16 protein-coding genes are annotated in these 20717 nt (G+C 70.0%); 11 read left to right on the top strand and 5 right to left on the bottom strand.

The features are described 5' to 3' along the window. The first annotated feature begins 81 nt into the window (after window positions 1–81). The 5 genes from istA to pseI all read left to right on the top strand — a co-directional run bounded on the left by istA (window position 82) and on the right by pseI (window position 8234). Entirely contained in the window at window positions 82–1644 is a 1563-nt protein-coding gene (gene istA / locus JOD52_RS10770; protein WP_204408388.1) for an IS21 family transposase, read from the top strand. Then, window positions 1641–2387 carry an ATP-binding protein gene (locus JOD52_RS10765; RefSeq protein WP_338124028.1) on the top strand — a complete coding sequence of 249 codons (747 nt, stop codon included), beginning with the start codon at window positions 1641–1643 and terminating at the stop codon, window positions 2385–2387. The genes istA and JOD52_RS10765 overlap by 4 nt, the downstream gene beginning before the upstream one ends. Before the next feature lie 20 nt (window positions 2388–2407). Continuing rightward, complete coding sequence (locus tag JOD52_RS10760; protein WP_204409937.1) at window positions 2408–4801, top strand: hypothetical protein; 2394 nt, start codon at window positions 2408–2410, stop codon at window positions 4799–4801. Between the two features lie 189 nt (window positions 4802–4990). Continuing rightward, window positions 4991–7132, top strand: coding sequence for a hypothetical protein (locus JOD52_RS10755; protein WP_204409936.1), 2142 nt, complete (start codon window positions 4991–4993; stop codon window positions 7130–7132). A gap of 28 nt (window positions 7133–7160) precedes the next feature. After that, complete coding sequence (gene pseI / locus JOD52_RS10750; protein ID WP_204409934.1) at window positions 7161–8234, top strand: pseudaminic acid synthase; 1074 nt, start codon at window positions 7161–7163, stop codon at window positions 8232–8234. On the opposite strand, the gene JOD52_RS10745 is transcribed toward pseI, so the two are convergent. After that, window positions 8215–9714 carry a bifunctional UDP-2,4-diacetamido-2,4,6-trideoxy-beta-L-altropyranose hydrolase/GNAT family N-acetyltransferase gene (locus JOD52_RS10745; RefSeq protein ID WP_204409932.1) on the bottom strand — a complete coding sequence of 500 codons (1500 nt, stop codon included), beginning with the start codon at window positions 9712–9714 and terminating at the stop codon, window positions 8215–8217. The genes pseI and JOD52_RS10745 overlap by 20 nt on opposite strands. Beyond that, window positions 9711–10448 carry a glycosyltransferase family protein gene (locus JOD52_RS10740; RefSeq protein WP_259783850.1) on the bottom strand — a complete coding sequence of 246 codons (738 nt, stop codon included), beginning with the start codon at window positions 10446–10448 and terminating at the stop codon, window positions 9711–9713. The genes JOD52_RS10745 and JOD52_RS10740 overlap by 4 nt, the downstream gene beginning before the upstream one ends. Before the next feature lie 71 nt (window positions 10449–10519). On the opposite strand from JOD52_RS10740, the gene pseB reads away from it, so the two are divergent. Then, the gene (gene pseB / locus JOD52_RS10735; RefSeq protein ID WP_017823766.1) at window positions 10520–11509 is read left to right on the top strand and encodes a UDP-N-acetylglucosamine 4,6-dehydratase (inverting); all 990 of its coding nucleotides are present in this window, start codon (window positions 10520–10522) and stop codon (window positions 11507–11509) included. Further along, window positions 11510–12637 carry a UDP-4-amino-4,6-dideoxy-N-acetyl-beta-L-altrosamine transaminase gene (gene pseC / locus JOD52_RS10730; protein ID WP_204409930.1) on the top strand — a complete coding sequence of 376 codons (1128 nt, stop codon included), beginning with the start codon at window positions 11510–11512 and terminating at the stop codon, window positions 12635–12637. It begins immediately after the preceding gene. A gap of 14 nt (window positions 12638–12651) precedes the next feature. On the opposite strand, the gene JOD52_RS10725 is transcribed toward pseC, so the two are convergent. Next, a complete protein-coding gene (locus JOD52_RS10725; RefSeq protein WP_017823764.1) occupies window positions 12652–14625 on the bottom strand; it encodes a DUF6541 family protein in 1974 nt (657 codons plus the stop codon). Next, complete coding sequence (locus JOD52_RS10720) at window positions 14622–15086, bottom strand: DUF2304 domain-containing protein (RefSeq protein ID WP_338124081.1); 465 nt, start codon at window positions 15084–15086, stop codon at window positions 14622–14624. Before JOD52_RS10720 ends, JOD52_RS10725 begins: the two co-directional genes overlap by 4 nt. A gap of 107 nt (window positions 15087–15193) precedes the next feature. Between JOD52_RS10720 and JOD52_RS10715 the strand changes: the two genes are divergently transcribed. After that, window positions 15194–15901: a glycosyltransferase family 2 protein gene (locus JOD52_RS10715; protein WP_204409929.1), complete on the top strand. Its 708-nt coding sequence runs from the start codon at window positions 15194–15196 to the stop codon at window positions 15899–15901. 12 nt (window positions 15902–15913) lie between these two features. Here JOD52_RS10715 and JOD52_RS10710 read toward each other — a convergent pair whose 3' ends face one another. Beyond that, a complete protein-coding gene (locus JOD52_RS10710) occupies window positions 15914–16897 on the bottom strand; it encodes an LCP family protein (protein WP_204409927.1) in 984 nt (327 codons plus the stop codon). 613 nt (window positions 16898–17510) lie between these two features. Between JOD52_RS10710 and JOD52_RS10705 the strand changes: the two genes are divergently transcribed. The 3 genes from JOD52_RS10705 to glf all read left to right on the top strand — a co-directional run bounded on the left by JOD52_RS10705 (window position 17511) and on the right by glf (window position 20688). Further along, a complete protein-coding gene (locus tag JOD52_RS10705; protein WP_017823760.1) occupies window positions 17511–18503 on the top strand; it encodes a glycosyltransferase in 993 nt (330 codons plus the stop codon). A gap of 37 nt (window positions 18504–18540) precedes the next feature. Beyond that, window positions 18541–19419 (top strand): glycosyltransferase, encoded by an 879-nt coding sequence (locus JOD52_RS10700; RefSeq protein WP_204409926.1) that lies wholly within the window; start codon window positions 18541–18543, stop codon window positions 19417–19419. 111 nt (window positions 19420–19530) lie between these two features. Beyond that, window positions 19531–20688 carry a UDP-galactopyranose mutase gene (gene glf, locus JOD52_RS10695; protein WP_204409924.1) on the top strand — a complete coding sequence of 386 codons (1158 nt, stop codon included), beginning with the start codon at window positions 19531–19533 and terminating at the stop codon, window positions 20686–20688. Window positions 20689–20717 lie beyond the last annotated feature (29 nt).

The following is a 20717-nucleotide window of genomic DNA, read 5'->3' as shown; positions in this document are numbered from 1 at the left end:
ACCAGTGGTGTCGTTGGGGCCGCTCTGTCTACGCTCCTTCCGCCGTGTGTATAGGGCACGCGGCGGAAGGAGCAATCTGGAATGGTACGGAAGATCAGGGCGAAGCTGGTGCTCCAGCTGCGCGCAGAAGGTCTGTCGGGGCGAGCGATTTCGTCCTCGCAGGGCATGTCCCGCAAGTCCGTGAGGGCGGTGTTCGAGGCCGCTGACGCTGCAGGGATCGGGTGGGGCGATATCGCGGACGTCGCCGATGAGCAGGTGTATGCCCGGTTGTTCCCGGGCCGGGGCGAGCACGAGAGCGTGTTCGCACAGCCGGACTGGGAACAGGTCCATCGAGAGATGGCCAGGGTCGGCGTGACGCTGAAGCTGTTGCACGGCGAGTACTTCGACGCGACCACGGCGGCTGGGGATCCGGCGATGGGGTATGACCGGTTTTGCCGCACCTACCAGCACCACGTCATGGTCACCGGTGCCGCTTCGAGAGTCGGTCACAAGGCCGGCCAGAGCGTGGAGGTCGACTGGTCCGGCCCCACGATGGAGCTGGCCGATCCGGTCACCGGCGAGGTCTCGAAGGTGTTCTTGTTCGTTGCCTGCCTGCCTTTTTCTCGTTACGCGTTCTGCTTCCCGGCGCTGGATATGCGCCAGGAGTCCTGGCTGCGAGCGCACGTAGCGATGTTCGAGGCGCTGGGCGGGACGGTCCCGAGGATCGTTCCGGACAACCTCAAGACCGGTGTGGTGAAGCACCCCCGCGAGGGCGAGATCGTCCTGAACGATGCGTATCGCGAGATGGCAGCGCATTACTCGGCGGCGGTGCTCCCGGGGAGGGTGCGGAAACCGAAAGACAAGGCGAGCGTGGAGAACACCGTCGCGCACGTCGCGACCTGGGTCATCGCCGGGCTGCGGGATCAGCGATTCACGTCCCTGCCCGAACTTGCAGCCGCCATCGGGCAGCGGATGGAGGCCTATAACGCGGAGCCGTTCCAGAAGCGGCCCGGATCCCGCGCCAGCGTGTTCGACGCGGAGGAGCGGCCGCTGCTGACGCCGCTGCCGGCGGTGCCCTACGAGATCTCGACATGGCACTACGGACGACGAGTGGGCAGGAACGGGCACGTCACGTTCGCGCGGAACTTCTACTCCGCGCCGTTCGCGCACATCGGCGCGAAGGTCGATCTGCGCATCACGGCCCGGACGCTGGAGATCTATCAGGGCAGCCAGCGACTGACCAGTCACCTGCTGCTCCCGGAGACCGCGAGCAATGAGTACCGCACCAACGACGCGGACCTACCTGCGGGCGAGCGTTTCCAGGCCTGGGACGCGCAGAGGGTGCGGGCGTGGGCAGATCGGGTCGGGCCGGCCACGGTGATCGTGATCCAGCGGATCTTCGAGTCCGTGCCGATCGTGGAACAGGGCCTGGATCCCGCGTTGGCGGTGCTACGGCTCTCTCGCCGCTTCTCCGTAGATCGGGTCGAGGCGGCCTGCGCACTCGCGCTGACGGGACGGGTCCGTTCACCGCGCTATGCGCATCTGCACCCGATCTTGGCCACCGGGCAGGACAAGGTCGCCGCCCTGCGTCCACCCCGCGAGGAACCCGCGGAAGACGGCGGATACGTCCGTGGCGCCGACTACTACGCCGGAGGTGTCCGGTGAGCGTGATCGATAACGACACGAAGCGGAAGCTGCGCGAGATGGGCGCGACCGCGCTGCTGGACGCGATCGATGCCCAGGATGAGGCTCACGTGCTGGGGATGTCGTTCCAGGAACGGCTCCAGCTGATCGTGGACGAGGCGCATTCCATCTTCAATCATGGAAAGGTCGAGGGTCTGATCCGCCGGGCGGGGCTGCGTTATCCCGGAGCGGACCTGCGGCGGCTGGATCTGGTCGAGGAACGGGGACTGAACCGGAACGTGATCGCGCAACTGGCAACCTGCTCCTTCATCCAGCGGCAACAGAACGTGGTCTTCCAGGGCTTCACCGGCTCAGGGAAGTCCTACCTCGGCTGCGCGCTGGCGAAGCAGGCCTGCCAGCACCGGCTCCGAGCCCACTACATCCGAATGCCCGACCTCGAAGAGGCCTGGGCCCTGGCAAAGGACAAGCCGCAGGGCCAGACGAAGTTCCTGCGGAAGTACTCCACGTTCTCGCTGCTGGTGATCGACGAGTGGCTGCTGGACCATCCTGACGAGGGAATGCGTTCGATGCTGCTGGAACTGCTCGAGCGCCGCTATGACACCGGCTCGACCGTGTTCTGCACCCAGTACCCGAAGAAGGACTGGCACGCCCGGCTCGGTGGAGCAGTCCACGCCGATGCGATCATGGACCGCATCGTGCACAACACAATCTGGATCGACACCGGCGACAGGAACATGCGAGAACACACCGCACTGCCCCAGTGACCCGATGCCGGCGGGAGCCAGTGGTCCCCACCGCGGCGGCTACTGGCCCCCGTCGGCACGATCGGCGGTCCCCAAGAGCAAGATTCGGTGGCTCCCACGACTACGAATACTCAACCGGCCAGTACCGGCGACTGCTCGGGCCGCTGGGCGAGCCGATCGACCTGGCTCGGGTGTTCGCCACCGACGGCATCGAACCGATCCGCGTCGACCAGATCAGTCACCAGGTGAAGCACACCGGCGGACGCCGGGCCCACCGCGTCACCGTGGACTCACCGGTGAGGCTGTACGACGTCCAGGTCGACGGCGAGGAGCACGCCGTGAACGCCACGGTGCAGGTCCGCCGGGGCGCCACCCTGATCCAGTTCGAGGGTGACGGGCCGCTGGTGCTCTCCTACACCACCTCGCCGGGCTCCGCCGACCGCCATTACCTCGCGAGCATCACCGCCGCGCACGGTCTCGAGGCTGCTGCTCATCTGCGCCGCGACGCCCGGTACGGCGCCGGCCTGCCGTCCGTGCAGGACACCGTCTTCGCCACCGCCGGCGGTACGCGCTCGCTCGGAGGGGTGAGCGCACTGACCCGGCTGGCCAGACGCGCACCGCGCGATGTGAGCTGGAAAGTGCGCCAGGTCAGCTCGACGGCGGTGGCCCGAAGGCGTGCGCGCAAGGAACTGGCGGGCTCGACCGGGGCCGCACGGCTGACCCCGTCGGCACACCCCACCGACACCACAGAACCCGCTGCACCCCTCCCGCCCAAGGAACCCTCCTCTGCGGCGCAGGCCTCGGCCTCGGCTGCACAGGATCCGCCCTCCGGCCCGGCCGACGCCGGCACCGCGCCGGTGGGCACAGTCCCGACCAGGCGCCTGATCCCCTCTCCGCTGGCCCGTCTCGGATCGAGCACCGCCTCCTCGGCGGTGCGGGTCCTCGGCACCATGGCCAAAGCACCCGCAGCGCCCACGCGTCGCGAGATCCCCCGCCACCCGTGGTTCCCGATCACGGCAGGCACCGACAGCTTCGGTACCCCGATCAACCAGGTCGGCGGTGTCCAGGTCCAGAACTCGGGCTCGGCTGAGCGGCCCACCGTGTCCATCCGAGGGGAGTACGACTGGGTGCTGCTGCGGGACGGGGCCAGCCAGCGGCGCATCCAGCCTCCCTTCTCCTACGGCGAGTTCTTCGACCGCATCTGCGCCGCCGAGCGTGACCACGGGTTGTTCGACATCACCACCCGCGACGGCGTGCACGTGTGGGAGCTCGGTCGCTCCGCGCTGATCATCCAGCTGGCCGAGGCCTTCGGGTACTGGGGCGCGGCCGGAGCCGTCGGCACCCCGGTCAAGGACATCTACCACGGGTCGAAGCGGCTGACCACGGCTCCCGCCGCGAAGAGGGTCGTCTTCGACTACGTCCGGCGCGGCCAGAGCGGATATCGCACCGCTGCCTTCCGTGACGAGGAGACCTTGTTCGTGGTGCAGCCGGACACGTACGGCTACCCCGAGGTCAACGACACCGACCTCGTCGTCCCGTTCCACGAGTACTACCTCTGGCGCCAGAGCCCGGGCCGACGATTCGAACAGCTGCGCATCCCCGATGTCGATGCGCGCCCCTTCGAGGAGGCGATCTCCGACGCTCTCGGCATCCGCGTCGACCTCGGGGACCATCTCCGCAATCGCCTGGTGAAGTTCCTCGACGAACGTGAGTTCTTCACCCCCGTGTTCGAGAGAGTGGGGCCGCAGGAGGTCCTCATCGCCTCCAGCCATTGGTGGGCCGGGATCGCTGCGGCAGCAGCACGCTCCGGTGCCGTGGTCTCCGACATCCAGTACGCGCTGACCAGCAGGTACGCTCCGAGTTTCTGGTTCGGAGGCACGCCTCACCACGGGGCCTCGCGCTTCTATGCATGGTCGGACTTCTGGGCCGAGCGCACGAACGTCTACCAGGAGCATGTGGTGGTGCCGCGCCAGCAGAGCGAACTGAGCATCGGAGGTGAGGGGGACCCGAGCGTCGTCCCCGCCTGGGACGTCTGCATCATCTCCCAGCCCCGGGTGCTCCGTCGGATCCTGGCCTTCGCCGCTGACCTGGTGGGTGAACGACCTGACCTGCGGGTGGTCATCGCGCCGCATCCCGCTCAGCGCACGATCATCGATGACGAGCTCGCCGCCGCCGGGCTGAGCGATCACATCGCCGTCGCCCGGGACGACACCCTCGCGACCATCAGGCAGTCGGAGATCTGCGTGGGCACGTTCTCCACATCCATGTGGGAGGCCGCGGCCCTCGGGCGGCCGACGTACGTGATCCCGGTTCCCGGACACGAGGAGACCCTCCAGGACGTCGCCGGCGGGCTCTTCCGCCTGGCGCACTCCCCGCACGACCTCGTCCCCTTTGCGGTCCCGGACTCCCGCCGGGAGATCTTCGGGGCAGGCTGACCGATCCCGGGAAGCACGCGGAGCCGACCCGGTGACGCCGTCCTCCAGGGGGTGGAGGCCCAGCTAGACTCCCGAACAGCGACGGGCCACCGGGGGCTCGGACAGACTCCTTAGGTGGGTGCAGTGCTCCGCAGATTCACTCGTGTCTCTCGACCGCCGTTCGATCCCGCAGATCAACGAGCTGTCCTGGTGGACAAGGCAACCAGTGCGCAGCCCGGAGCCGCCCTGGCCATCGCCCGACACATGGCGAGACTGCGGAACTTCCGGACCGCGTCGCAGATCCTGTCGCGGGTGGACCTCGACGAGCTCGGACTGATCGACCAGTGCTTCGCCGGCATCACCCTGCTCAGCGCCCAGGACGGGCTGCTGGCCGATCAGCTCCTGGCCCCGCGTCTCGCGGCACTCGAGGATCGTGCCCACGGCCGGGCGGAGGCGGCGCGGCTGGGGGAGTGGATCCAGCTGTCCGGGTTGCGGACCACGGACAAGCTGCATGCCCTCGGCCGGCTGATGGCCCCCCTCAGCGGCCCGCAGGCGAACGGCTCGACCATCAGGGGCCTGCGCTTCCGGGAGTTCCGCCTGCGGCAGGGTGCGCTGGAGAAGGTCGACGTGCTCGAGTACTTCCAGGGTGATGAAGAGGATCCCTTCCAGTGGAAGGACAACCTGAGGTACGTCGGCGACCTGGTGACCCACGGCCACGCGGAGACGGCGCGGACCCTCCTGGAACGGCAGATCGCTCGACACGGATTCCGGGACCGCGCTGTGGTCGAGGCCTCGCTGCGCTTCGACTCGGGCTCCTTGGTCCAGGACCTCCAGGTGATCCCGGAGGCGTTCCACGGGATCCCCGGCGTGCTCGCCCTCGCACACGACCTCAGGTTCCACGGCCCCGCGCACGAGGACTTCTTCGATGCCTGTCAGGCGGCGGCGAGAAAGGGCTACGGGGCCATGGACGTCTACAGCAAGGACTCCCTGCTGCGTGTGCTCACCGTCAAGGACCTCCTGAGCGACCTGGACACGCTGGTACCGCATCTCTCCGGGCTGCCGGACACGATGCTCGGGGCGCGCTGCGGCCGCGGGCTGATCGCGATGGAGGAGGGGAGCAACCGTGATGCGGCCGAGCTGCTGCGATCTGTGCTGGTGGAGGACCCGAACTACACCATCGCGGCGACCGGACTCCGATTCGTCCAAGCCCGGCTCGACGACGGCGTCACGGTCATCGATCTGCGCAACCAGATCGGATACGGCTCCGCGAGCGCCGGCCGGCCGGGGATCCGACTCGGCGACCGCGACCAGGCGACCACCCTGCTGCTGCAGGGCCACTACCTGAAGAGCTGGAGCGTGCGCAGGACGGGTCCGCACTGGCGAACCCTGAAACGAGATCTCGGCAGCAGGTTCCTCAACTACGAGGCGCTGCCCGAGGACCCCGGATCGTCTCTGTTCCTTATCGCCGATGACGGCGTCGGCGACGAGATCCGGACGGCGCAGTACCTCGGTGAGCTCGCCGAGCGCTACCGGGTCACGGCTAGCTGCGACCCGCGGCTGCTCACGCTCCTGGAGCGGAGCTTCCCGTCCGTCGAGTTCATCGGCGTCCCCCGTCGCGTCCGCGGGGTCCTGAACCCGGTCTACGACGGCAGGTACAGCGACTTCCTCCTCGCCAGTCATCTGACGGCGCAGTGCGATCCGTACGTGGCCGCCGCCGATCATGTGACCTTCGGCCAGAACCTGACCTTCAACAGGTTCGCCGGCGTGCTCCCGCGCGAGGACACGGGCGCCTATCTGGTCCCGGATCTCGCCCGGGAGGTGGCGACACCCGGGGACAGGCTGAAGGTGGGCCTGGTCTGGAAGAGTCACTTCTCCAGCGGCTCGAGGAGGATGATGTACCTGGGGGTGGAGCAGTTCGAGCCGCTGCTCGGTGTGGACGGGGTGGACTTCTGGTCGGTGCAGCACACCATCGACCCCGCCGAGTCCGCGTACTGCGTCGAGCACGGGATCCGACAGATCGAGGACGTGGACCTCTTCGACGACTTCGAAGGTCTGGCCGGGCATCTGGCGTCCATGGACCTGATCATCGGCATCAGCACGGTCCCCATGGAACTGGCGGCGGCCGTCGGGACCCCCGCATGGCTGCTGGGCTTCTCCCCCGAGAACTACTACTACCGCACCGGGGGAGGGGCGACATCCATCGATCAGCTGTCGCGGAACTCGACGGTGGTCGCGCCACCATGGATCGACTTCACCGCTCCCTACCAGGACTGCGTCGACCTCGTGATGGCGGACTGCCGCGATCGCCTGGTGCGCTTGGTCCGCGCATCGCGCCCCGGGCGAGGTGAGTGATCCAGGGCCGCTCCGGTACGATCGGCCCATGCCTCTGAGCCACAACGGAACCCCCACATCACTCCAGATCGGCGACCTGCAGGTCGGCGAGAGCCACCGCCCCTTCGTTGCAGCGGAGATGTCCGGCAACCACAATGGTGACCTCGGCCGCGCTCTGGCCATCGTCGATGCCATCGCGGAGACCGGGGCGCCGGCGATCAAGCTGCAGACGTACACCGCGGACACCATCACCATCGACGCGGACGGACCCGCGTTCCGCATCACCGACAGCCACGGGCTGTGGGGCGGTCGCAATCTCTACAGCCTCTACCAGGAAGCACACACCCCCTGGGAGTGGCACGAGGCGATCTTCGCCCGCGCCCGGGAGCACGGTATGATCCCGTTCTCTAGCCCCTTCGACGACACGGCCGTCGACCTGCTGGAGGACCTCGGCGCCGAGGTCTACAAGATCGCCTCGCTCGAGATCGGCGACATCCCGCTGCTGCGCAAGGTGGCCCGCACCGGCAAGCCGGTGATCCTCTCCACCGGCGCCGCCGACGCCGGCGACGTGGACCTCGCCGTCAAGACCCTGCGCGCCGAGGGCAACGACCAGATCGCCGTGCTCGGCTGCACCTCCTCCTACCCGGCGACCGCCGAGGCGTCGAACCTGCGCACCATCCCGGTGCTCGCCGACACCTGGAAGGTCGTCGGCGGCCTCTCCGACCACACCAAGGGCATCGGCGTGAGCGTCGCGGCCGTCGCCTTCGGCGCCGCGATCCTCGAGAAGCACGTCACGCTGCGCCGCGCCGACGGCGGCGTCGACTCCGACTTCTCCCTCGAGCCCGAGGAGCTGAAGGCCCTGGTCGACGAGTCCTACGCCGCCTGGCTCGCGCTCGGCGAGGTGCACGTCGGCCCGACGAAGTCCGAGGCCGAGTCCCAGCGCCTGCGCCGCTCGCTGTTCGTCGTGAAGGACGTGCGAGCCGGCGAGGAGATCACCGCGGAGAACGTCCGCTCGATCCGCCCCGCGGGCGGGCTCGAGCCGCGCTATCTCGACGTGGTCCTCGGCCGCACCTTCGCGAAGGACGTCGAGCGCGGGACGCCGCTCAGCTGGGATCTCGTCTGACCAGCACGTCGAACTCGCCGTCGTCGCGATCCGGATCGAGCACGTAGCCGGCCCCGGCGAACAGCCGCTGGGACGGCAGGTTGTCGGGAAGGATCGCGGCGACGACGACGGCGCCGGGGTGACGCGCCCCGAAGGCCGCCTCGCCGGCGGCGAGCACCGGCCGGGAGAGCCCGTGGCCGCGCGCCTCGGGGGCGAGGGTGATGGACACCTCCCACTCCTCGCCCGCCGACGCGCCCTCCAGCGCGTCGAAGCGCACGGTGCCGACGGGCGCGCCGCCCCGCTCGACGACGTACAGCTCGCGGGACGGGTTCTCCAGCGTCCGCGCGTACCAGCCGGAGTGGGACTCCCACGGCACCGGATCGGAGTCGCGGGAGACCTTCCGGGTCTCCGGGTCGTTGCGCCAGCGCAGCAGCAGCGGCGAGTCCGACGGGGTCGCGGGCCGCGCCGCGACCGGCGCCTCCGCCGTCCCGATCCGTCGCGCGAGCGCCGCGTCCCAGGCGGCGACGATCCGCTCCGCGCCGTGGCCGTCGACCTTCTCCCGGCCCACCGGGGTCCAGCTGCGCATCGCGCGCAGGTCCGAGATCGCCCGCTCCACCTCCGCGGTCGCCGCGGAGCGGTCGGCGCGCACCTGCTCGAGGGTGCCGAGCCCGCGGGCGATGCGCTCGGCGAGGGCGGCCTCGTAGCCGGCGCGCTGGTTCTCCACCACCGCGACCAGCAGGCTCGGCACGCCGATGCAGGCCAGTTCCCAGGCGGTGGTGCCCGCGGCGCTGACCACGAGGTCCGCCGCGCTCGCCCGCTCGAGGAAGGCGGGGGAGGGGGCGAGCAGCTCGACATCCTCCCCGGCCTCGGCCCGGACCGCGTCCCAGCCGTGCTCGGGCGCGATGACGCTCACGTGCGCGACACCCTCTGCCGCGGCGCAGACGGCGGCGAGGGTCCCGGCGGCGCCGGTCGCATCGGTGCCGCCCATGACGATCAGCACCCGGGCGCCGCGGCTGACGTCGTGGTCCTCGTCGACACGCTTCTCCCGCGCGGCGCGCACCTCGGCGCGCATCGGGGCGTAGGCGATGCCGAGGAGCACCTCGCCGCTGCCGTCCTCGGGGCGGCCGACCCGCTCGGCGCGGATCGTGGAGTCGACGACGACGTCGGCCGGACGGCGGCCGAAGGCGCCGTCCTCCATCGACGACAGCAGCGCACCGCCGGCGCGCACCCGGTCCCGGGCGTCGGCCCCGATCGTGTAGTCGTCGACGTGGACGACGCTCGCGCCCTGCTCGGCGGCGAGGATCCCGAGGTCCTCGGGCGCCGCGGTCACCTCGAGACCGGACTCGGCCAGCAGGTGCCGGGCGAGAGGCGCCTCGATCGAGCCGGCGACCACCACGGTGTGCCCGGCGGCGCGGGCGGCGTCGGCGACGGAGAGCGCCCGCACCAGGTGGCCGATGCCTCCCGACGGGGTCGCGTCGCATCGGATCGCGACGTGGGTCATCCGTCGGCCAGCTTCTTCTGGCGCACGCCCGCGTTGATCCGCGTGATGTCGGGGCGCGAGCGCAGCAGGTCCACCACCTCGTGCCACGCCGGCGCGCGGTCCCCGAGCTCGGCGACGACGGCGTCGAGCATCTCGCCGTCCTCGACGGTGTCCAGGGTCACCCGCAGGTCGTTCGCGGCCGGCTGGACGACCAGGCCCATGGTGCGGAAGTAGCGCTTGGAGTCGTAGAGATAGGAGGTGACGTGCGTGCGGTGGAAGCTCTCGGCCTCCGCATCGGCCGTCAGCAGCGCCTCCCGCGAGGCGAGCTCGACGTCCAGGCCGCGCGGCAGCGTGCGCACCAGCGTGGTCGCGGTGTAGTCCAGCGAGGGATCGGCCTTCCACAGCCCCACCACGGCGGAGATCAGCGAGGGGTCCGCCAGCGGGCAGTCCGCGGTCAGGCGCACCACCGCATCGGCCCCGGTCTCCTCCAGGGCGAGCACGAAGCGGGAGAGGACGTCGTCCTCGCTGCCGCGGACCACCTGCACGCCCAGCTCCTCGCCGAGCTCGGCGACGGCGTCGTCCCCGGGGGCGGTGGACGTCGCCACCACGACGTCCTCGATGCCCGAGGCGGCGCGGGCGGCCCGCACCATCCACCCCAGGACCGGTCGGCCGCCGAGCGGCCGGAGCACCTTCCCGGGGAGGCGGGAGGAGCCTGTACGAGCTTGGATCACTGCGACGGTTCGTGTATCGGTCACCGTGCCATAATGGCACGCGCGTCCCGGGTCGCCCGGGTGCCGCCCCAACCCCGTCGACGAAAGAGATCCGCATGTCGCTCCTCAACGGTGCCTCCATCCTCATCACCGGTGGGACCGGCTCCTTCGGCAAGGCCTTCCTGCGTGAAGTGCTCGACAACCACAACCCGCGACGGGTCGTCGTCTTCTCCCGGGACGAGTTGAAGCAGTACGAGGTGCGCAACCAGTTCGGCAATGATCCGCGACTGCGCTGGTTCATCGGTGACATCCGCGACGAGCGCCGCCTCGCCCGTGCGCTGAAGGACGTGGACTACGTCGTCCACGCCGCCGCGCTCAAGCAGGTCGACACCGCGGAGTACAACCCCTTCGAGTTCGTCAAGACCAACATCCTCGGCAGCCAGAACGTCATCGAGGCGTCCATCGACGCCGGCGTGAAGAAGGTCGTGGCCCTGTCCACCGACAAGGCCTCCAGCCCGATCAACCTCTACGGCGCCACCAAGCTCACCGCCGACAAGCTCTTCATCACGGGCAACCACTACGCCGCCAGCTACGACACCCGCTTCGCCGTGGTGCGCTACGGCAACGTGATGGGCTCGCGCGGCTCGGTCATCCCCTTCTTCCGCCGCCTCGGCGAGGAGGGCAAGCCGCTGCCGATCACGGACATGACCTGCACCCGCTTCTTCATCACCCTGCCGCAGGCCGTGCAGATGGTCATCGACACCTTCGAGCTCATGCAGGGCGGCGAGCTGCTCGTGCCACGCATCCCCTCCATGAAGGTCACCGACCTCGCCCAGGCCGTCGTGCCCGGCGCCGAGATGGTCGACGTGGGCCTGCGTCCCGGCGAGAAGCTCCACGAGGAGATGATCAGCCCCGAGGAGGGCCGCCGCGCGGTCATCATCGAGGACGGCAAGTACTTCATCATCCAGCCCGACCTCGCGACCTGGGGCTACAAGGCCCCCGAGGGCGCCGTGCCGGTCGAGCCCGGGTTCTTCTTCCGCTCGGACTCCAACGACCAGTGGTACACCCAGGAGCAGATCGCCGAGATCATCGAGGGAGGGATCTGAGTGCTTCCCTACGGTCGTCAGTCCATCGACGCCAGCGACATCGCTGCTGTCACCGACGCCCTGAACAGCGACTGGTTGACCACCGGTCCTGAGGTCGAGCGATTCGAGACCGCCGTCGCGGCGCGCGCCGGCGTGGACCACGCGGTCTCCGTCACCTCCGGGACCGCCGCGCTCCACGTCGCCTACGCCGCTGCGGGCATCGAACCTGGCGACGAGGTCATCACCACGCCGCTGACCTTCGTGGCCACCGCTGCCACCGCAGCACTGCTCGGCGCGAAGATCGTGTTCGCCGACGTCGACCCCGCCACCGGCAATCTGGACCCGTCCGCCGTGGAGGCCGCAGTCACCGAGCGCACCCGGGTGGTGGCAGGTGTCGACTACGCCGGCGTGCCGGTGGACGCCCCGGCTCTGCGTGGGATCACCTCCCGCCATGATCTGCTACTCCTCGAGGACGCCGCGCACTCGATCGGATCCACCCTGGACGGTGCCCCGGTGGGCTCGCTGGCCGACCTCACCACCTACTCGTTCTTCCCCACGAAGAACCTGACCACCACCGAGGGCGGTGCTGTGGTGACGGCCGACGCCGAGCTCGCCGCTCGGGCGGTCTCGTTCAAGAACCACGGACTGGTCCGCGACCGTGCGATGCAGCGCTACCCCGACGAGGGACCCTGGCATCAGGAGGTCCACGCGTTCGGCCTGAACTACCGCCTCCCGGACGTGCTGTGCGCTCTCGGCACCAGTCAGCTCGAGCGCCTGGACCAGTTCGTGGCCCGGCGAGCGGAGATCAAGGCTGCGTACGACGAGGCCCTGGGCGACCTCGAGGGAGTCGACATCCCGGTCGCCCCGCAGGGGGCGGCACCCGCATGGCACCTCTACCCCTTGCGGGTCCCGGCCGAGCGTCGCCGTTCGATCTTCGACTCCCTGCGTGAGCAGGGCATCGGGGTGCAGGTCAACTACATTCCGGCGTACTGGCATCCGGTCTTCGAGGATCTCGGCTATCAGCGGGGGATGTGCCCCGTGGCGGAGGAATACTACCGGCGCGAGATCTCACTGCCGATGTTCCCGGCGCTCACCGACTCCGATGTCGAACGCGTCATCGAGGCGACCCGGGTGGCCGTGGCAGGCTGACTCCTGTCTGAGGGTCACTGCCCCGGATCGCACTCGATCCGGATGAGCCGGGAGTGCTCGGTCTCGAACACGACCGTCCCCAGATCGTCCCCGCGTTCACCGATGGACCTGAACGCGGGGTCGAACTGGTAGAGCAGCCTTTCCTGGTACACGTAGCCGATGCCCTGGTCGAGCAGTGCGCGGCAGTGCGCGGGGGAGGAGCCGGCCAGCGGTACCGCCTCGATCGCGGCCCGGTCGGAGTCGTTCAGCGCGACTCCGGCGACGGGCAGGTATGCGGGCAGTCCGTGCAGTGCGTACATGTGGGCCGCGCCGGAGTACGGGCTGGCGAGGATGGACCGGTCGCGGTCCAGCTGCGGGGCGGTGCGTGCGAACTGCGCGAGCTCGTCGGCCTGCAGGAAGCGACCTCTGCCCGGGTAGTGCTCCGCGAGGTTCTTGGCGGCGTTGTCCAGACGCGTCGGGATCGAGGAGAGGGCCGCCACCGTCGCGAGGACGACTAGCACAGCGATCACAGGCCGGCGTCCGCGCGCAGCATCCACGTCGAGGGTCCGCCGCAGCAGGCCCGCCCACGCCTGCAGCCCGGGGACCACGAGCAGTGCCGACAGCATCGCCAGCGGGATGGCTATCCGGTCCTGACCGCGGAAGTAAAGCACCGACAAGTTCAGGGGCGAGTCCACCGCTGCGTCGAGGTACATGACGGCAAGCACGAGCCAAGCCACGGTGAGCCACCGCTGCGGGGTGCGCAGTGCTGTCACCAGACCCGGCCACCACAGGGCGGCCATGACCACGCCGAGGGCCATCGGCCACACGGTCAGCAGTCCCAGGCCGACCTCGGCGAGGGCGTTCCACCACGGCACCTGGAGACCACCGGCGAAACCCGTCACCCGCGCGCCGAGCGGGGTGTAGGCCAGGACGGCCACAGGGAGCATCGCCAGCACCGGCACGGCGATCAGCCAGGGTCGCCTCCGCCACTGGGGGAGCCCCGTCACCGTCGTCAGCACTGCCAGCAGGATCAGGGCCGTGACAGCGACGTTCGGATGCAGGAGGGCGAGCCCTGCTCCTGCCAGGCCGATGGCGAGGAGCGCCGCGATGACAGCCTGCCGTGCAGGGGCCGGTGCGATCCCGCCCCGAGGGGGACATGCCGCCTCTTGCGGCGCAGGATCCGCCTGGGCCGCAAGAGCGGTCCACAGCGCCACGGCGCCGGCCAGTGCCCCGGACAGGGCCGCGAAGCCGGCGAGGTTCGGGACCGGGGAGAGGTGGATCCACAGGTTCACGGGGCTCGCGGGGATCAGCGTCGCGACCAGGGCGACGGCGGGCGGCGCCCACGTCACTCGGGGGAACACCACCCGTGCCAGCAGTGCCGTCCCCAGGATCCAGGGCACCAGCGCCAGGGCGAGCACCGTGCCGTTGAGCACGATCGGGATGTCGACGAGGGGAACCAGTGCGGCGAGGTCATGGAAGGCAGCGGGGTAGGAGGCCGGACGGCCTGCGGTGTTCGCCACCGCGTTCAGGTTCAGGCTCGAGGCGTTGCCGGTCTCGCGGATGTATGTCAGTGCCGTGAGGTGGAACAGCGTGTCGTAGCGCTCCAGGACGGCATCGGGTCGGCCGGCACGGGCGGCGATGGGGCCGATGGTCACCGCGAGTGCTGCGGTGAGGGCGCCGATCCAGGCCACCAGGGCCGCGGGGGAGCGGCGGGCCACCAGGGGCCCGTCGAGCAGTGTGGCGGGAAGTCGCACGCCGCGGCGGGCGAGGATCCACGCCGCCAGGACGAGGACCGCGCCGGACCCTGCGAACGACAGCCATGACCAGTCGAGTCCGACCACCGGTGCGACCATCGCTCCGATCCCGGCCACCGCGGCGCTGATCGCCGGGGCCAGGGACAGTGCCAGGAGTCGAGATCCTGCTAGTGCCCTGACCGTCCAGAAGCCGGGCAGGTACGCAGCGACCAGGACGAGGAGGACCGCGATGACGAGATGGAACAGGTCGGTCATCCGTACTGCTCGTCAGGGGTCCGCTCAGGGTGGTGGGGGAGGTCTCGGTGGACGTCCAGGGATCGCTCAGGTCCCTGCACCGCGGGCCGATGCGCGCTCAGCGAGCGCTCTCGGTACTGCACGGCTGGTTCGGCCTCGTCGATCGCCAGGCGCCGGGCCAGATAGGTGGTGCGCTTCTCCGCGGACTTCGTCCGGGCCTCCTGGAGCGCCAGGAATCCCAGCAGGACCAGGACGGTCGTGTAGAGCAGCAGGTCGGCTCCTCGTCCTACGCCCACCAGGTTCGCCACCCGGGTGAGGACGGTGGGGAACAGGACCGTGAGCACAGCGAACACAGCGAATGCGATGACCAGCAGCCGGCGGACCGCCAGCTGCTTCGCGCCGCGCTTGATGAAGAGCCAGGCGACGATCACCACGATCCCTGCCATCAGCAGCAACTGGATGATGAATGTGCGCCCGCTCACCCCGACCGTCGGGCCGAGAGCCTGAAGGAGATTGTCCACGGCGACAGGTTATCCTCCTCGGGCGTACGGGTATCGACCGCCGACCACCCCGAGCACGAGGAGAACCCATGAACAGCGCTGCCCCCTCGCGCGAACTGTCCGCGCCCGGGGCCGACACCACCTGGTTCGTGGTGCCGCTGTTCAACGAGGGCACCGTCGTCGGTGACGTGATCCGGGACCTGCGCACGCGCTACCCCCTGGTGGTGTGCGTGGACGACGGAAGCCACGACGACTCCGCCCGGATCGCAGCCGAGGCCGGCGCCGCCGTGGTGCGTCACCCGTACAACATGGGTCAGGGCGCCGCGCTGAAGACGGGCATCGACTACGCGCTGCGCGATCCTGCCATGCGCCAGATCGTCACCTTCGATTCCGATGGCCAGCACCAGGTGGAGGACGCCGCCGCCATGATCGCCCTGCGTGAGGCGGAGGGAGTGGATGTGGTGCTGGGCTCACGGTTCCTGGACGGGCGCACGAAGCCGGGACTGATCAAACGCCTCGTGCTGTGGGGCGCGGTCCACTACTCGAACCTCACCAGCGGTGTGAAGCTCACCGATGCCCACAACGGGCTGCGGGTGCTCGGGCGCGAGGCCTGCGAGAAGATCACCATCGAGCAGAACCGGATGGCGCACGCCTCCGAGATCGTCGAGGAGATCGGCCGCCACCGCCTCACCGTGCGGGAGCACCCGGTGCACATCCTGTACACCGACTACTCGCGGTCCAAGGGCCAGTCGGTGCTCAACTCGGTGAACATCGTCATCGACATGCTCTTCCGCTGAGTTCGGCTCGGCTCAGCCGCCTGCTGGCACCTCGGCGCTGCCGTCGGCGATCGCGCCGAAGAACGCGGCCACATCGTCCTCGTCGGTGAGGATCGCCACCCCGGAGTGGCGGGTCTGGAAGGCAGGATCCTCGATGGGCAGTACGGGCATGGCCCCGTCGGCCATCGCACCACGCGCCGACAGCGCCATGCGGCCGACATCGATGATCCCGGTGCCCTCGCTGGTGGTGAGGGCAGCGGATCCGGCTCCCGCCAGGCGCACCTGCGAGACCGGGTTCAGCAGCACGCCGGGGGAGGACATCCGGTCCATCAGCGCCCCCACGAACTGCTGCTGACGCTGCTGACGGCCCAGGTCGGCCGTCGGGTCGAAGTAGCGGGCCCGCACGAAGGCGAGGGCCTGCTCACCGCCCACATCGTGACAGCCCTCGGTCATCCTCAGCCCGGAGCGCTCATCGTCGACGTCCCGGTCGATGCACAGGTTCACGTGCCCCACGGCGTCCACCACGTTCTGCACGCCGTCGAAGCCGATCTCCACGTAGTGGTCCACGGACAGTCCCGTGAAGTCCTCCACGGTCTCCACCAGCAGCGGTGCCCCGCCGAAGGCGAAGGCGGCGTTGAGCTTGTACCGGCCGTGGCCGGGGATCTCCACCAGGGTGTCGCGGGGGAGGGAGACCAGGTAGCTGGAGCCGTTGGGGGCCTTGTGCAGCAGCATCATGGTGTCGGCACGCACCCCCTGGGTGCCGTCGTCCGCGACGGCCTCGCCGTCGCGGCGGTCCGAACCGGCGATCAGGTAGGTGGTGCCGGGGGTGTCAGCGCGACCCGAGAGGGCGTCGACGTGCTCGATGCGGCTGTCGGCCCACAGCACGAGTCCGGCGCCCCAGCCCAGGACGATGACCAGCAGCAGTGCCAGCAGGGTGGCGCCGGGCCGGAGAGGGCGCGGTGCGCGTGAACGGCGTCGGGGCCGTCGCGGACCGGGGGGCGGTGGGCCCTGCTCCATCGGAGTGTCGGGGATCGCGTGGGAGCCCGGACGGGCAGCCCGGACGGGCGCAGCGCTCCGGCCCCGGGGGGATTCACCGGTGCCAGCACCTGCCGTGGGATCGGAACCAGGGCCCTGCACGGGCACCGGGGCGGTGGTGGCCGGCCCGTGAGGCTGTCGGGGCAGGGGACGGGTAGGGGCGCCGCCTGCGCGTGGCCCGGCAGTGCGGCGCGTGCCGCGGGGAACCCGGGGGACCGGGCGTGCGCTCCCTCCGGCCCGAGCTCGGTGCCCCGAGGGACGCGGGGTGTCGGGGCCAGGGGCCTGGGGTGGATCCTCCTCGGACACTGCCGGTGCCCCCTTCCCTGAGCCGTACATGGAGCGAGATCCCGGATCGGTGCGGTGAGGGGCCCGATCCGGACGCGCAGTCGCGGCGGCCGCCGCGGTGGACAGGGTAGCCCCTCCACCCGGGTGCCGAGCCGTAACGGGCTGCTGCCGGGAGGCCCTCCCGCATGCCGTCCCCGGCACCTGCTACGAACCTTCACACCGTGTCCTCGTGGCTGACCGGCTGCGGCAAGCCTGATCCGTACACTGGTCACGCGCCGCTCGGGCGGCCACATCGACCGCAGGAGGCGCAGTGACCCATCCCCCCAGCACCAGCAGCGAGACCGCGCACGCGGAGGCGTCCGCCCAGCGCGTCGTGGCGGTGGTCGTCACCTACAACCGCGAACAGCTGCTCTCGGAGTGCCTGGATGCCCTCGCCGCCCAGGAGCGGCGGCCCGACGCCGTGGTGGTGATCGACAACGCGTCCACCGACGCCTCCGGGCGCGTCGCCGACCAGCACGCGGTGGGTGCCGACGTGGTGCATCTGCGCCGGAACGTGGGGGGAGCCGGTGGTTTCGCCGCCGGGATCGCCCGTGCGCTGGTGCGCCATGAGGCGGACTGGGTGTGGGTGATGGACGACGACACCATCCCGCGGCCCAGCGCACTGAAGGCACTGCTCGATGCACTGGAGCTCTCGCCCGTGCGGCTGAGCGTGCTCAGTTCGCGTGCAGTGTGGACCGACGGGCGCGACCACCCGATGAACCGGCCCCGCACCCGCATGGGCTCCTCCACCGAGGACAAGCGCGACGCCGCTCGCGCCGGCGGCCGCCCCATCCGCACCGCCAGCTATGTCTCCGCCCTGCTGAACGCCGAGGACGTGCGCCGCCTCGGGCTGCCGTACGCCGACTACTTCATCTGGTCCGACGACTTCGAGCACACGGGGCGACTGCTGCGGCACGGCCGCGGGATCCACGTGCCGGCCTCGGTGGTGGAGCATCGCACCGCGCGATTCGGGGACGCCCAGGCCAATCCCGGATCCCGCTTCTACTTCGATGTGCGCAACCGGATCTGGGCACTGGCGCGCACCTCGTCATTCACCCCGAAGGAGAAGGTGCTGTACGGCGGTCGCACTGCTCTGGGGTGGCTCGTGCGGCTGGTGCGCCACCGTGGGGACCTGTTCGACGTCGGCATGCGGGGCTTGCTCGCCGCCGTCCGTCGGGGGCCCCGCCCCTCGGCGGTGGTGCTCGAGCTCGACGGCGAGGCCGCTGCCGACGTCCGGCGCATCGAACGTGCCGCAGGGCGCTGAGCGAGGACAGTGAGCACGAGCCGATGAGCGCCGGTCGATGACCACGGACACGAAGCACCACGCACCCTTCAGCGTGCTGATGCCGCTGTGGGGAGGGGACGACCCCGACTGGGCCGCACGGGCGATCGCCTCGGCCACGCTCGCTCAGCAGCTGCGGCCCGATCTGCTGGTGCTCACCGTCGACGGCCCCCTGCCCGCCCCTCTCGAGGAACTGGTGGCCCGGGTGGGGGCGGGGGAGTTCGGGCAGGCCCTGGTGCTGCGCCACGACGCGCATCGCGGCATCGCCCCCACCCTGCAGGACGGACTGAGGGCGGCGCCCACCGAGCTGGTGGCACGCGCCGACGCCGACGACATCTGCCGGCCCGAACGGTTCGCACTCCAGATCCCGCGGATGGCCCGCGACGACCTGGACCTGCTGGGCAGTGCGATGCGGGAGTTCTCCGACCGCGTCCCCCCGGGGAAGGGACCGTTGCGCGAGCGGCCGCTGACGCAGCAGGACATCGAGGCGTACCTCCCCAGCCATGCGCCGTTCCACCACCCCACCGTGGTGCTGCGTCGCTCCACCACGCTCGCTGTGGGTGGGTACCGCGACCTCCCACTGCTGGAGGACTACTGGCTGTGGGAGCGGATGATGCTGGGCGGGGCCAGGATGGCGAACCTGCCCGAGGTGCTGGTGGACTACCGGGTGGACGAGGCCCTGTTCGCCCGGCGCGGCGGGGTGCGGTTGCTGGCCAGCGATCTGCGCCTGCAGCGCATGATGCTGGTCGACCGTGTCACCACCCCCACGCAGTTCCTGCGCAACGTGGTGCTCCGCGCCGGGTACCGCCTGGCACCGGGGTGGGTGCGACGCCTCGGCTACCGCCGTTTCGTGGAGTCACGACATCAGGAACCGGAGCGTCGAGCGGACGCGGGATGACCGTGCGCACACTGCACGGCTCGCCGTGTCGCGGTTCCGGGCACCTCGGACCGCTCGGCTACTGTGAACGCAGCCTCCGCCGAGGCGTTGGACCACGTGAAAGGACCTCCTGTGGCGACATGTGACCTGCTGATCGTCGGATCCGGCCTGTTCGGGCTCACCATGGCCGAGCGTGCCGTGAACGAGCACGGGCTGAACGTGACGATCATCGACCGGCGCGACCACCTCGGCGGCAATGCCTACTCCGAGAAGGATCCGGAGACCGGCATCGAGGTCCACAAGTACGGCGCCCACCTCTTCCACACCTCCAACGAGCGGGTATGGGAGTACGTCAACCGGTTCACCACCTTCACCGGGTACCAGCACAAGGTGTACACGAACCATCGCGGCGTGGTGTACCCGATGCCCATCAACCTGGGCACCATCAACCAGTTCTTCCAGGCCGCACTGAGCCCCGACGAGGCCCGCTCCCTGATCGCGGAGCAGGCCGGCGAGCTGGCGGGCACCGATCCGGAGAACCTCAACGACAAGGGCATCTCGCTGATCGGCCGGCCCCTGTACGAGGCATTCATCAAGCACTACACCGGCAAGCAGTGGCAGACGGACCCCAAGGACCTGCCGGCCTCCATCATCAGCCGGCTCCCCGTGCGCTACACCTACGACAACCGCTACTTCAACGACACCCACGAGGGGCTGCCCACCAACGGGTACACCGCGTGGCTGGAGCGGATGGCGGACCACCCGAAGATCGAGGTGAAGCTGGCCACCGACTACTTCGACACCTCCCAGCCGCTGAACCGCGACGCCGTGCGCGGGCAGCTGCCGGTCGTGTACACCGGCCCCGTGGACCGGTACTTCGACTACGCCCACGGCGACCTCAAGTGGCGCACCATCGACCTGGAGACCGAGCGCCTGGACACCGGTGACTTCCAGGGCACCTCGGTGATGAACTACGCCGACGAGGACGTCCCCTTCACCCGGATCATCGAGCCGCGCCACTTCCACCCTGAGCGCGACTACCCCAAGGACCGCACCCTGATCCAGCGGGAGTACTCCCGTTTCGCCGAACGCCACGACGAGCCGTACTACCCCGTCAACGGCACCGCGGACCGCGAGACACTGCTGGCCTACCGCGAGATGGCCGACGCCGAGCAGCGCACCCTGTTCGGTGGCCGCCTGGGCACCTACAAGTACCTCGACATGCACATGGCCATCGGCTCCGCCCTGACCATGGCCGACAACGCCCTGCCCGACCTGCTGCGGGCCTGAGGGCACACCACCCCTGCCAGCACCGTCCG

This window comes from Brachybacterium muris, assembly GCF_016907455.1.
In the GTDB taxonomy this organism is placed as follows: Bacteria; Actinomycetota; Actinomycetes; order Actinomycetales; family Dermabacteraceae; genus Brachybacterium; species Brachybacterium muris.
Note: the sequence above shows the minus strand (reverse complement) of the source record. Positions and strands in the feature narration are given on the sequence as shown.

Excerpts from the sequence above, each read along its gene's own strand:
- istA (WP_204408388.1), top strand. The coding sequence starts at position 82 with ATGGTACGGAAGATCAGGGCGAAGCTGGTGCTCCAGCTGCGCGCAGAA.
- JOD52_RS10745 (WP_204409932.1), bottom strand. The coding sequence starts at position 9,714 with ATGACCCACGTCGCGATCCGATGCGACGCGACCCCGTCGGGAGGCATC.
- JOD52_RS10700 (WP_204409926.1), top strand. The coding sequence starts at position 18,541 with ATGACCACGGACACGAAGCACCACGCACCCTTCAGCGTGCTGATGCCG.
- pseI (WP_204409934.1), top strand. The coding sequence starts at position 7,161 with ATGCCTCTGAGCCACAACGGAACCCCCACATCACTCCAGATCGGCGAC.
- pseB (WP_017823766.1), top strand. The coding sequence starts at position 10,520 with ATGTCGCTCCTCAACGGTGCCTCCATCCTCATCACCGGTGGGACCGGC.
- JOD52_RS10715 (WP_204409929.1), top strand. The coding sequence starts at position 15,194 with ATGAACAGCGCTGCCCCCTCGCGCGAACTGTCCGCGCCCGGGGCCGAC.
- JOD52_RS10725 (WP_017823764.1), bottom strand. The coding sequence starts at position 14,625 with ATGACCGACCTGTTCCATCTCGTCATCGCGGTCCTCCTCGTCCTGGTC.
- JOD52_RS10710 (WP_204409927.1), bottom strand. The coding sequence starts at position 16,897 with ATGGAGCAGGGCCCACCGCCCCCCGGTCCGCGACGGCCCCGACGCCGT.